Annotated in this window: 9 protein-coding genes; 5 read left to right on the forward strand and 4 right to left on the reverse strand. The window is 69.0% G+C overall.

Annotated elements, in window-relative coordinates:
* The first annotated feature begins 65 nt into the window (after window positions 1-65).
* A complete protein-coding gene (locus AC07XS_RS00265) occupies window positions 66-1,220 on the forward strand; it encodes a bifunctional 2-C-methyl-D-erythritol 4-phosphate cytidylyltransferase/2-C-methyl-D-erythritol 2,4-cyclodiphosphate synthase (protein WP_182713084.1) in 1,155 nt (384 codons plus the stop codon).
* A 9-nt stretch (window positions 1,221-1,229) separates the two neighbouring features.
* Here AC07XS_RS00265 and AC07XS_RS00270 read toward each other — a convergent pair whose 3' ends face one another.
* Window positions 1,230-3,527: a fused MFS/spermidine synthase gene (locus tag AC07XS_RS00270; RefSeq protein WP_182713085.1), complete on the reverse strand. Its 2,298-nt coding sequence runs from the start codon at window positions 3,525-3,527 to the stop codon at window positions 1,230-1,232.
* 40 nt (window positions 3,528-3,567) lie between these two features.
* On the opposite strand from AC07XS_RS00270, the gene AC07XS_RS00275 reads away from it, so the two are divergent.
* Together AC07XS_RS00275 and AC07XS_RS00280 are read left to right on the forward strand one after the other, a co-directional pair.
* Window positions 3,568-4,059: a CinA family protein gene (locus AC07XS_RS00275; protein ID WP_182713086.1), complete on the forward strand. Its 492-nt coding sequence runs from the start codon at window positions 3,568-3,570 to the stop codon at window positions 4,057-4,059.
* Window positions 4,056-4,283, forward strand: a complete 228-nt coding sequence (locus tag AC07XS_RS00280; protein WP_054765913.1) for a sulfurtransferase TusA family protein — start codon at window positions 4,056-4,058, stop codon at window positions 4,281-4,283. Before AC07XS_RS00275 ends, AC07XS_RS00280 begins: the two co-directional genes overlap by 4 nt.
* Window positions 4,284-4,293: 10 nt before the next feature.
* On the opposite strand, the gene AC07XS_RS00285 is transcribed toward AC07XS_RS00280, so the two are convergent.
* Window positions 4,294-5,253 carry a YihY/virulence factor BrkB family protein gene (locus AC07XS_RS00285; RefSeq protein WP_224764333.1) on the reverse strand — a complete coding sequence of 320 codons (960 nt, stop codon included), beginning with the start codon at window positions 5,251-5,253 and terminating at the stop codon, window positions 4,294-4,296.
* Between the two features lie 188 nt (window positions 5,254-5,441).
* Here AC07XS_RS00285 and AC07XS_RS00290 point away from each other — a divergent pair, with 188 nt between their 5' ends.
* Complete coding sequence (locus AC07XS_RS00290) at window positions 5,442-6,749, forward strand: diguanylate cyclase domain-containing protein (protein ID WP_182713087.1); 1,308 nt, start codon at window positions 5,442-5,444, stop codon at window positions 6,747-6,749.
* Window positions 6,750-6,753: 4 nt separating this feature from the next.
* Here AC07XS_RS00290 and mfd read toward each other — a convergent pair whose 3' ends face one another.
* A complete protein-coding gene (gene mfd / locus AC07XS_RS00295) occupies window positions 6,754-10,221 on the reverse strand; it encodes a transcription-repair coupling factor (protein ID WP_182713088.1) in 3,468 nt (1,155 codons plus the stop codon).
* Window positions 10,221-10,547, reverse strand: coding sequence for a succinate dehydrogenase assembly factor 2 (locus AC07XS_RS00300; RefSeq protein ID WP_182713089.1), 327 nt, complete (start codon window positions 10,545-10,547; stop codon window positions 10,221-10,223). Before AC07XS_RS00300 ends, mfd begins: the two co-directional genes overlap by 1 nt.
* Window positions 10,548-10,691: 144 nt before the next feature.
* On the opposite strand from AC07XS_RS00300, the gene recG reads away from it, so the two are divergent.
* Window positions 10,692-12,779, forward strand: coding sequence for an ATP-dependent DNA helicase RecG (gene recG, locus AC07XS_RS00305; protein ID WP_182713209.1), 2,088 nt, complete (start codon window positions 10,692-10,694; stop codon window positions 12,777-12,779).
* Window positions 12,780-12,834: the final 55 nt, after the last annotated feature.

Genomic DNA, 12,834 nt, shown 5'->3' on the forward strand with positions numbered 1-12,834 from the left:
TTTCGTCAAGCGCGACAGCGCGGATTGACGGTTTCCCGGCTCAACGTCGCGCTCTAGAAGACGGCATGATCTTCTCAGCCATCATTGTCGCGGCCGGTTCCGGAACGCGGGCCGGCGGCGAAAAACAGTGGCGGACCCTGGGCGGAAAGCCGGTTCTGCGCTGGTCCGCCCAAGCGCTTGTGGACGCCGGCGCCCAGGAGTTGGTCGTGGTCGTAGCGTCGGACGCTCAGGATCGCGCCGCCGAGGTGCTGGACGGGCTGACGGGGTGGCGCGCCGTGGTCGGCGGGACGACGCGGGCGGAGTCCGTTCGCGCGGGGTTGGCGGCCCTCACCTGTCCCGACGACCAGCCCGTGCTGGTCCACGACGCCGCCCGGCCGCTGTTGGACGCCGCCGTCATCGCCCGCGTGGTCGCCGCCCTGGATCAGGCCGACGGCGCCCTGCCCGTCCTGCCCGTCGCCGACAGCCTGCGTCGGGGATCGGACGGGCTGATGGCCGAGGCGGTGGACCGCGAGGACCTCTGGCGGGCTCAGACCCCCCAGGCGTTCCGCCGTGGACTCCTGGAATCGGCCTATGCCGCCTGGAACCCGGCCGAAACCCCGACCGACGAGGCCGTGGTGGTGCGCCGTCACGGCGGTCGGATCGCCCTGGTCGCCGGCGACGCCCGGCTGATGAAACTCACCTATCCCGAGGATTTCACCATGGCCGAGGCCCTGCTGTCGCAAGAGACCCGTTACCAGTCCCGCATGGGGACGGGTTTCGACGTCCATCGTTGGGGCCCCGGAGAATCAGTCTGGCTGTGCGGGATCGAGATTCCCCATGACCAGACCCTGATCGGTCATTCGGACGCCGACGCGGGGCTGCACGCCTTGACCGACGCCCTGCTGGGAGCCATCGCCGCCGGCGACATCGGCGATCATTTCCCCCCCACCGACCCGAAGTGGAAGGGCGCCGCCTCCGACCAGTTTCTGATCCACGCCGCCGAACTGGTGGCGGCGCGCGGCGGCCGCATCGTCAATGTTGACGTGACCCTGATCTGCGAACGTCCGAAGGTGAAGCCGCACCGTCAGGCCATGCGCGAACGGATCTCCGATCTGCTGGCCTTGCCGCTGGACTGCGTCAGCGTGAAGGCCACCACATCCGAAGGGTTGGGCTTCACCGGCCGAGGCGAGGGCTTGGCCGCCCAGGCCGCAGCGACGGTGGAGATGCCGGTCTCGGCCTAACCGGCGCCTTCAGCGCGCGGCCAGCCGCATCTGCCGCACCAGGGCTCCGAACAGGTTCACGTAGTCGTCCGTCCACGGCCGCACCTCCGTGGACGACAGCCTGCGCCAGCGCGGATCTTCGCGATAGGGCGCCAGGGCCGCTTCGCTCTTGCCGATCACCAGGGCCTCGGTCGAGGATTCCGCCATCAGCGGCGCATCCGGCCGTTCCCGATAAATCTGGTGCAGAGCTGGCGCCCCCAGGGCCGCAGCCGCCGCCTCGGCCGGCAGGGTGATGTCCAGATTGCGGTTGGACAGGTGCAGCACCACCACCCCGTCCGGCTTCAAAAGCCGCAGATAGCCGGCGATGGCCTCCTGGGTCAGCAGATGGGTCGGCACGGCGTCGGAGCTGAAGGCGTCGATGATCAGCAAATCATAGGAACCGGCGGCCTCCCGCGCCATGGTCAGTCGGGCGTCACCCAGCACCGTCCGGATCGGTCCTTCGGCGCAACCATTGATGAAGCTGAACCAGCGCGGATCGCGCGACAGACGATCCACCATCGGGTCGATCTCGAAAAAGCTCATCTGGTCCTGACGGCGCTTATAGGCCGCCATGGCCCCCGATCCCTGGCCCACGATCCCGATCCGGGCGCCGTCCGGCCGCCGCGCCTGGGCCATGAGGGCCGCCTGCCCCAGAGGCGTGGCCGTGGCGTAATAGAGGGTTGGCGAGCAACGGCGCGGCTCCGACTGCGCCTGGGCGCCGTGCAGGGTGGTGCCGTGCATCAGCACATGAACCGGTCCGCCCAGACCCACGACGTCGGTATTGGCCACACGCATGACCCCGAAGAAGCTGCGCTCCGTCAGGGCCCAGTCATAGCCCCGAGCGACATGGTAGCCGGACCAGACCATGGCTCCCAGAACGACGGTGAACATGATCGCCCGGTCCCTCAGCAGGAAGGCGAACAGGGCGGCGACGCCGATCACCGCCTGGGCGATCCGCACCAGTTCGGCGTCCGGGACGACCGCGCGAATGTCGGGGGCGTAGCGCACCAGGGCCAGACCCAGCGGTCCGGCAAGGGCGGCCAGGACACCGATCACACAGGCGATGATCTCCCATCGCCGCAGCTCGCCTCCCCCCCATGGCCGCAAAAGGCCGACGGCGACCAGCGCCAGCGGATATTCCCAAACCATGTCGAAGATCAGGGGCGCGATCAGGGCGTTGAAGACGCCGCCCAGGACGCCGCCCAGCGACAGCAGCAGATAGAATTCCGTCAGCCGGCCCGGCGCCGGCCGCCGCTCGGCCATCCGCTGATGGCACATCAGGGCGCAGAAGAAGAAGGCTGTCAGATTGACGACGAAGACGAACAGCCACTCCGTGGTCCGAAAGGCGACCAGGGCGCAGCCGGCCGCCAGCACCCCCGCCTGGATCGCCAGCGTCAGGGGGAGCGGCAGGACCGGTCGGTTCTGAAAGGCGATGACGAAGGTCAGCAGATAAAGCGCCAGGGGGATGACCCACAGGAAAGGCGCCGAGGCCACGTCTGTCGACAGATGCGCCGTCACGCCCAGCATCAGACTGGACGGGGCCGCCGCGAGCAGGACCAGCAGCCCCTTCTCGCGCCAGGCGATCGGCGCCCCCGCTTCCAGGGGCGCGGGCTCTGCCGCCGCCCCCGTTCGGACCCCGCGACCGAACCAGGCCAGGGCGCCCAGGCCGGCGACCATCACCAGGAACAGACCATAGCCCAGGCTCCAGCCCAGGCGCTGGAGCGACAGACTGGCCAGGGGTTCGATCAGGACCGGATAGGCCAGCAGGGCCAGAAAACTGCCCAGGTTCGAAGCGGCATAGAGGACATAGGGGTTCTTCGCGTCCGCCTGGCCCGCCCGCGCCCGCGCATACCAGGCTTGAAGCAGGGGCGCGGTGGCCGAAAGAATGGCGAAGGGGGCCCCGATCGAGAAGGTTAGGGTCGCCAGAAGCCAGGCCGTGGGCGCGTTTGGATCGGGATCGCCCAGGACGCCGCTGATCCGCAGGGGCAAAGACAGGCCTGCGGCCAACAGAAGCGCCAGATGAACCAGCACCTGAAGCCGCATCGACCCGATGCGCTGCAGGGCGTGGGCGTAGCCGTATCCGCCCAGCAGCGCGGTCTGGAAGAAGACCATGGCGGCGTTCCACACCGACGGCGATCCGCCCAGGCTGGGCAGGATCAGCTTGGTCGCCATCGGCTGAACCACGAAGACCAGACAAGCCGAGGTGAAGACGGCCAGCGCGAACAGGAGAGGCGTGAGCCGCCCAGGGTTCGGGCGCGCCGCGCTTTTGGCTTGAACCACATCGGTCATGGTGCTGGTTAGAGCGGGACTCGCGGCCTATGGAAAGCGCATGTTCTCACAAGACATCCTGCGACTGGCGCAACAGATCGTCGCAACCGCGGCCGAGCGGGGACTGATGATCGCCACGGCGGAAAGCTGCACCGGCGGCCTGGTCTCCGCCGCCCTGACGGCCGTCCCCGGCTCCTCCGCGGTTCTGGATCGCGGCTTCGTCACCTACAGCAACGCCGCCAAGCAACAGATGTTGGGCGTGCCGGAGGCGACCCTGATCGCCCACGGTGCCGTCTCCGAGCCGACGGCCCGCGCCATGGCCGAAGGCGCCGCAGCCCAGTCGAACGCGAGCGTCAGCGTCTCCGTCACCGGAATTGCGGGGCCGGGCGGCGGCGGCCCGGACAAGCCGGTCGGCCTGGTCCATTTCGCGGCCGTGGGTCCGGGCGGGCTGGTCCACAGGATGGAGCGGTTCGGCGACCTGGGGCGCGACGCGGTCCGGATGGCGGCGCTCAGGGTCGCCTTGGAGATGTTGGCGGAGCGAGCCGCATCGTGACCGAACCCGTCGTCGTCGACGCCCGAGGCCACCGCTGCCCGGCGCCCAGCCTCAGGCTGCAAAAGGCCATGGCCGGGGCGGCGGCCGGCGCCCGTTTCGTCCTTCTGGCGACCGACCCTATGGCGCGCATCGACGCGCCGTTTCTAATGGCTCAGAAGCAGGGCCGCGTGATTTCGATCGAAGAGGTCGACGGCGTCCTGCGCCTTCTGGTCGAAGCGGGCTGAGTTTTCGACCCTAGGTCCGCGACCGCGTGCGGCGGCTGGCCCGCCGTTCCGACAGATCGACCACATCCGCCGCGGCGGAGGCCCTGCGCGCCTGTTCCGCCCTCTCGGCCCCGGCGGCGATCTCCATCTCGGTCGCGAAGGCGCCGCCGTAGAAGATGGCGTTGACGTTCCAGGACAGCCAGATCAGCAAAACCACCACGGCCCCGACCGAGCCATAGGTCGCTCCCAGAGGCGCGATCTGTTCGACATAGATGGCGCAGAGCCAGGATGAGACCACCGACATCAGGGTGGCCACCAGCCCTCCGGTGATCGACGGCAGCCAGGCCACCGGCGTCCGGTGACTCATGGCGTAGCGATAGAGCAACGTCAGCCCCACCACCAGGCCAAGGGCGGGCAGCAGGGCGTCGAGCGGCATCAGACCCGCATTGTCCCCCCTCGCCCCCGGCGAGGCGGCATGGGCCAGAATCCGCGCCGTCACCACGGCGCCGGACACGACGGTGAACAGGGCGAAGGCGAATATGGCGACAAAGAAGGCCAGCAGATTGAATTTGAAGAAGCCGTGAGGCTCAGTCTCATCGTGAATGAGATTAAGTCCCGCCAGCAACGCCTTGAATCCTCGATGGGCCGCGTAGGCGCCGACGAACAGGGCGAAGGCGCTCTGGGCCGAGACGGTCCGGGCGGAAGCCTTGGCCAGCCGGGCGATTTCGTCGTGAAATATGGTCTGGGCCGCGCGCGGCAACAGGTCGGACAGGGCGGCGGCCTGGGCGCTGACCTCATTGATCGACAGGCCCAGCTTATAGACGCCGATCAGGATGGCGATGGCCGGGAAGACGGCCAGAAGGGCGAAGAAGGAAACGCCCCCCGTGTAGAGCATGACGTCCCGGCCCCAGCTGCGGGTGAAGGCGCGCACGGCCAGACCGCCCCAGAATCCGGGCGCCTTCAGAACCGATCGGGTCAGCTGATCGCTCAATCCGGTCCCCACAACCGTTACAACAAACCCCTAAACTTAAAGGATTCTGGAACGGGGAAAAGCCCTGTCGACGCACCTGCCTTTGAGGGCGGCCTGCGAAGGCGATAGTCCTTTATAAAATGCGTCGCGCTATGGTGGTCCGCCTCGCATGCGGCTATGGCCCCAGCGACCAATGGGGAGGGACTGGCTTGGCTTTCGACGCGCGCGTTTTGATCCTGGCGGCTCATGACGCCCGTATCGGGCCGCTCGCCGCCGGCCTGGACGCGCTTGGCTGGACCACCGTCACCGCCCGCGACGTCGGCTCGGCCGAGGCGACGCTTCAGGACCTGCCGCTCGAAGCCGCCGTGATCGACTTTGATTCCCTGACGCCGGACGCAGCGGTCCGACTGCGCGCGGCGGCCCAACCGCGCCGCCTGCCCATCATGGTGGTCGGCGCAGCCCCCGACTCGGTCGAGGGCGCCGATGTCGCCATGTCGATTCCGCCGCACCCGGCCCAGGCCGCCCTTCGTCTCGAACAGCTCGGCCGCGCCGCCATCGCCGAGGAAGAGTTTCACCTGCGGGTCGCCACCTTCGGCCTGCGCGGCATCAGCCTGGCCGCCGATCCCGCCGCGGCGGCGCCTCTGCGGATCCTGGCGGCGGGGGTTGCGGACCGTCGCTTCCTGGCCCTGTCCAACGCCTTGACCTCTGCGGGCGCCGAGGTGGTGGCGGCGCCCACCCCCTACACCGCCTTCGACTATCTGCATGAGACCCTGTTCGACGCCGCCATACTGTGGGGCGCCAAGGACCACACCCCCGCCCTGTCGATCGCCGCAGGCATGAAGCGCAACACGCGCCTGTATCATATTCCGCTGATGCTCTATCTGCGCGGCGCCGATGAAATCAGCCTGAACGAACTGTTCAATCGGGGCTTCGCCGACGTGGCCTCGACCGAAACGCCGGAGCAGGAGACGGCGGAGCGGGTCCTGGCCATGGCCGGCGCCCACCGCCGCCACCTGACCATCAGAAGGGCGTTGGATTCGGTCCGCAGTCTGGACCTGATGGACGCCTCCACCGGCCTGTTCACGCCCGAACTCTTCGCCGCCCACCTGGGTCGGGTCGCCGAGGCGTCTCGCGTTCGCAAACGTCCCCTGTCCGTCTGCGTCCTCAGGGTGCGCGAGACCGAGCCCGTCACCTGGGCGCGCCAGGGCGGCTGGCTGGACCGGGCCATGCCCCAGATCGGCGCCATGGTCTCGCGCCTGGTTCGGGTCGAGGATACGCCCGCCCGTCTGGCCAAGGAGGTCTTCGCCCTGGCGCTGCCCGCCACGCGCGGCGAGGCCGCCCGCCTGGCCGCCGAACGGATCGCCGCCGTCATCGGCTGCACCGCCTTCGACGCCGGCCCCGACCGCTCGCCCTTCGTCGCCGAATTCGACGTCGGCGCCGCCGAAATGCGCCCCGGCGAATCCGCCGGCGCCCTCCTGGAACGCGCCTCCGCCGACCTGTTCGACAAGGTGCGCTAGGGCCTCACGCCCCCGCCACCCGCGCCAGATCGGCCGTGATCCGCTCCGCCACCTTCAGCCGGTCCTCGGCCGTCGGCCAGTCGCCCGTCACAACGATCTTCTGATCGGGCCGGATCTTCCAGAAGGCGTGGTTCTTCTGGATCAGGCCGACCAGTCCGACCGGATTGGGGAAGCTGTTGTCGCGCAGGGTCAGCACCGCGCCGCGCGGCCCGATGTCGATCTTCTCGATACAGGCTCGGCGGCAGTTGGCCTTGATGCCAACGATCTTCAGCAGCTGCTGCGCCTCGTCCGGCAGGGGTCCGAACCGGTCGATCAGTTCGGCGGCCAGGGCTTCGCGATCCTCGGCCTGTTCGGCGTCGGACAAGCGACGATACAGGCTCAGACGGACGTTCAGATCCGGCACGTAGTCCTCTGGAATCAGGACTGAAGCGCCCACGTTGATCGACGGCGACCAGCCGCGATCCACATTCAGCCCCTCGCCCTTTTCGCGCAGCTCGGCGACCGCGTCCTCCAGCATCTGCTGGTACAGTTCGACCCCGACCTCGCGGATATGGCCCGACTGTTCGTCGCCCAGCAGATTGCCCCCGCCGCGCTGGTCCAGGTCGTGGCTGGCCAGCTGGAAGCCGGCGCCCAGATTGTCCAGCGACTGCAGCACCTGCAGACGCCGCTCGGCCGACAGGGTCATCGGCTTGACCGGATCGGTGGTCAGATAGGCGAAGGCCCGGGCCTTGGACCGACCCACCCGGCCCCGGATCTGGTACAGCTGCGCCAGGCCGAACATGTCGGCCCGGTGCACGATCAGGGTGTTGGCCGTCGGAATATCCAGTCCGCTCTCGACGATGGTGGTTGAGACCAGGACGTCGTACTCCCCCTCGTAGAAGGCGCTCATCACCTCCTCCAGCTGGGTCGCCGACATCTGGCCGTGGCCGACCACGAACTTCACCTCGGGAACCTGTTCGCGCAGGAATTTCTCGATGTCGGGCAGATCCTTCAGGCGCGGCGCGACATAATAGGCCTGACCGCCGCGATATTTCTCGCGCAGCAGGGCCTCGCGCACCAGCACCGGATCCCACGGCGTCACATAGGTCCGCACCGCCAGGCGATCGACCGGCGGGGTGGCGATGATCGACATCTCGCGAATGCCCGACAGGGCCATCTGCAGGGTGCGCGGGATCGGGGTGGCGGTCAGGGTCAGCAAATGAACGTCGGCGCGCAGGGTTTTCAACTTCTCCTTGTGCTTGACGCCGAAGTGCTGCTCCTCGTCCACGATCACCAGGCCCAGGTCGCGGAAACCGACCTGTTCGGCCAGGACCGCATGGGTGCCGACGACGATCTCGACAGAGCCGTCCTTCAGCCCCGCCCGCGTCTCGGTCGCCTCCTTGCCCGTCACCATCCGCGACAGCTGGCGTACCTTGACCGGCCAGCCGGCGAAGCGTTCGGTGAAGGTCTTGTAGTGCTGGCGCGCCAGCAGGGTGGTCGGCGCCACCACCGCCACCTGTTTGCCGGTCATGGCCACGACGAAGGCGGCGCGCAGCGCCACCTCGGTCTTGCCGAAGCCCACGTCGCCGCAGATCAGGCGATCCATCGGCGTGCCCTTGCCTAGGTCCTCCAGCACGTCGCCGATGGCGTTCAGCTGGTCGTCCGTCTCCTCATAGGGGAAGCGGGCGCAGAATTCGGCGAACAGGCCCGGCGCCGGCGTCACCGCCTCCGTCTCGCGCAGCGCCCGCTTGGCGGCCAGGGCGATCAGCCCCTCGGCCATGGCGCGCAGCCGTTCCTTGGCCTTGGCCTTCCTCGCCTGCCAGCCCGCCCCGCCCAGCCTGTCCAGCTGCACCCCGTCCGCGTCTGTGCCGTACCGGGTCAGAAGGTCAATGTTTTCAACGGGCAGATAGAGTTTGCTGTCACCGGCGTACAACAGCTCCAGGCAGTCGTGCGGCGCTTCCTGGATATCCAGGGTCTTCAGCCCCTCATACCGCCCGATGCCGTGATCCAGGTGGACCACCAGATCGCCGGTCGTCAGGGCCGAGGCCTCGGCCAGGAAGTTGGACGCCCGCCGCTTCTTTCTCGGCCGCGCCAGCCGGTCGCCCAGGATGTCGGTTTCGGAGATGACGGCGACCGCATCTGTAACGAACCCATGCTCCACCGGCAGGACGCCGCGCAGATACACGTCCTTGGGCGCCGCCAGCACATCGGCCCAGTCGCGCACGGCGACGATATGATCCAGGCCGTGGTCGCCCAGCAAGGTCGCCAAGCGCTCCGACGAGCCTTCGGTCCACGAGGCGAACAGCACCCGACGCCCCTCGGCCTTCAGCGCCTGGGCATGAGCCGCGACCGCCTCGAACAGGTTGACGCTGTCCTGTGCTCGCTCGGCCGCGAAGGTCCGGCCCAGCCGACCGCCCGCGTCCTCGCCCCCGCCCGTAAAGGGCGTGAGCCGCCGCACCGACCGCCCGGCCAGGGCCTGGTTCCAGTCGCCGGCGTCCATATAGAGGGATTGCGGCGGCAGGGCGCGATTGGCGGCCGCATGCCCTCCCCCCTTGCCCTTCTGCGCCTTGGCCGCCTCGGCCCGCGCCTCATAGGCGTCGACGATCAGATCCCACCGCTCGGCCCGCGCGCTTTCGGCCTGATTGTCCAGAAAGACCTGCGCCTGATCCGGCAGATAGTCGAACAGGCTGTCCAGCCTTTCGTAGAACAGCGGCAGCCACTGCTCCATCCCCTGCCGCCGCGCGCCCTCGCTGATGGTCGCATACAGGGGATCGTCGCCCGGCGCGCCGAACAGCTTCAGATAGCCGGTGCGGAAGCGCGATATGGCGTCCGCATCCAGCAGGGCCTCTGACACCGGCGCCAGGGCCACCGCCGTCATCTGGCCGGTAGAGCGCTGGGTCTCGGGGTCAAAGGTGCGGATCGATTCCAGCTCGGACCCGAACATGTCCAGCCGCACCGGCTCCTCGAAGCCCGGCGGATAGACGTCCACCACCCCGCCCCGCACAGCAAACTCGCCCCGCTCCGACACAGTCGAAGCCCGGACATAGCCGTTGGCGGCGAAGTACCGCTCCAGCGCCTGGATATCGAGATCGCGGCCGACCCTGGTCTCGAACCCCGCCTGGGTCGTCACCGACCGGGGCGGCGTCCTCTGCATGGCCGCGCCAACCGTCGTGACCACCAGAACCGGCGCCTCGCCCGGTTTGCGCTGGGCCAGGCGCGTCAGGGTCGCCATCCGCTGGGCGGCGATCCCCGCCGTCGGGCTCAGCCGGTCATAGGGCAGGCAGTCCCAGGCCGGATATTCCAGAATTTCGACATCTTGCGAGAAGAAGCGGAACGCCTGAACAAAGCCGCCGGCCCGCTGATAATCGCGCGCGATAAAGACCCCCACGCCGCCGTCGGCCTTGACGCGCTCCGCCACGATCAGGGCGTCCAGACCTTCCGGCGCGCCGCCCAGGTCGGCGTCGGTCCGGTGCACAGTCACCTGCTGATCCATCAGCCGATGCCCTTGCCGACCTCGGCGGCCACATGCTCGCGCATGAAGGCCCGCACCTTGGCCATCACCGGCGTCTCGAACTCCGGCGGCGTCGGATCACGCTCGATGATCCAACCGTAGAGCCACTGGTCTTCCTCGTCGATCAGCCGCTCGAACACGTCCAGCTCGGCCTCGGTCAGGGTCGGCGCCACCTGGTCCGAGAACGGCCCCAGCACCATGTCGGCCTCGCGGAAGCCCCGCCGCCAGCACCGGAACTGGATCCGGCCCAGCCTCTGCTTTCGCTCGGGAGTCATCTCGTCTTCAAAACGCGCGTCGATTTCGGCCACAAGAATCCTTGCCCGGCAAAGTTGAAGGACGCTCAAGCAGCGAGCCACCGCGTGGCGAGCGTTAGCGTCCTCAAATGGAAGAAGCGCAGATAGCGTTCCTGAACGGACTTCGCCACCCGTCATGGTCACGCTATGTTCACGGCGATGCGTCCGCAGATTCTTTTCCCCCTGTTCGCCGAGGTCTCCAGCCTGAAGGGCGTGGGCCCCCGCGTCCTGCCCCTGGTGCAGAAGGTGGCGGGGCCGCTGGTGCGCGACCTGGTCTTCCTCAGCCCCTCGGGCGTCATCGTCCGTCGGCCCATGGAGGCCGCGACCGCCGTGGACGGCGAGGTCGGGATCTTCGAGATCGTCATCGACCGCCTGTTCGTCCCCAGCCGCCCCGGCGCCCCGCTGAAGGTCCGCGCCAGCGACGCGACCGGCTTCGTCCACCTGGTCTGGTTCGGCGGCTCGCCCCAGCATATCGACCGGCTCCTGCCGCGCGGCGAGACCCGGCTGGTCTCGGGCAAGGTCGAGCGCTTCAACGGCGAGGTCCAGATCGTCCACCCGGACATCGTCACGCCCGACAAGGCCGCCGACATCCCGGCCTCCGAACCCGTCTATCCGGCGACGCAAGGCCTGACCTCGCGCCAGCTGCGCAAACTGGTCCAGGCCGCTCTGCCCGCCGCCCCCGACCTGCCGGAATGGCAGGACCCCGCCTGGCTGAAGAAGCAGAACTGGCTAGGCTGGCGCGCCGCGCTGGACGCCCTGCACGCCCCGACGGGCGAGCCCGACCTGTCGCCCGACGCCCCGGCCCGCCAGCGCCTGGCCTATGACGAGTTCCTGGCCCACCAGCTGGCCCTGGCCCGCCGTCGCCGCGCCCGCGAGATCAAGCCCTCGCCCGTCATCGCGCCTGGAGCAGCTTCGGATCACCTGCTCCAGGCCCTGCCCTTCACCCTGACCAACGCCCAGGCCCAGGCCGTCGCCGAGATCCGCCGCGACCTGGCCTCCGGCAAACAGATGGGCCGCCTGCTTCAGGGCGATGTGGGTTCGGGCAAGACCGCCGTCGCCGCCCTGGCTCTGGCCGACGCGGCCTCCAGCGGCTTCCAGTCCGCCCTGATGGCCCCGACCGAAATCCTGGCCCGCCAGCATTACGAAAAACTCGGCCCCCTGCTGGAGGCGGCCGGCGTCGCCTCCGTCCTGCTGACCGGTCGCGACACCAACGGCCAGAGGCGCGAGAAGCTGGCCGCCCTGGCCTCCGGTCACGCCCAGGTCGCCATCGGCACCCACGCCCTGTTCCAGGACGCCGTCCGCTTCGACCGCCTGGCCCTGGCCGTCATCGACGAACAGCACCGGTTCGGCGTCAGCGAGCGCCAGCGGCTTCAGGCAAAGGGCGATCCGCGCCTCGGCGCCGTCCACCTGCTGACCATGTCGGCCACCCCCATCCCCCGCACCCTGGAACTGACCCAGTACGGCGAGCTGGAGGTCAGCCGCCTGATGGAGAAGCCGCCCGGCCGCACCCCCGTCACCACCGCCGTGGTCCCTCTGGCCCGCATCGGCGAGGTCGCCGCTCGGCTGAAGACGGCGCTGGACGCCGGCGCCCAGGCCTATTGGATCTGCCCCCTGGTCGCCGAATCCGAGGCCATAGACCTGGCCGCCGCCGTCGACCGCGCCGACGACCTGCGCCGCCTGCTGGGCGTCGAGGTCGGCCTCGCCCACGGCCAGATGCCGGGCGCCGAGCGCGAAGGCGTCATGGCCGACTTCGCCGACGGCCGCATTCCCCTGCTGGTCGCCACCACCGTGGTCGAGGTCGGGGTCGATGTGCCCAACGCCTCCATCATGGTCATCGAGCACGCCGATCGCTTCGGCCTGGCCCAGTTGCACCAGCTGCGCGGTCGCGTCGGCCGCGGCGCAAAGGCCAGCTCCTGCATCCTGCTGTACGGCGGCCAGGACGGCGCCCTCGGCGAAACCGCCAAGGAACGGCTCGAAACCCTGCGCCGCACCGAGGACGGCTTCGTCATCGCCGAGGAAGACTTCCGCCTGCGCGGCGGCGGCGACCCCCTGGGCCTGAAACAGAGCGGCTTCCCCGCCTACCGCTTCGCCGACCCGATCCGCCACCGCGCCCTGATGCTGGCCGCCGCCGACGACGCCCGCCTGATCCTGAACCGCGACCCCGACCTGGCGTCCGAGCGCGGCCAGGCGGTTCAGGTGCTGGAGGAGTTGTTCGACTGGAAGGGGCATAAGTCGGGGTCGGATTGAAGGGGCGCCGCGCCCACGTCCGTCATCCTGGGCCTTGCGCCTAGGATCCAAAGAC

Source organism: Brevundimonas sp. GW456-12-10-14-LB3, assembly GCF_059424365.1.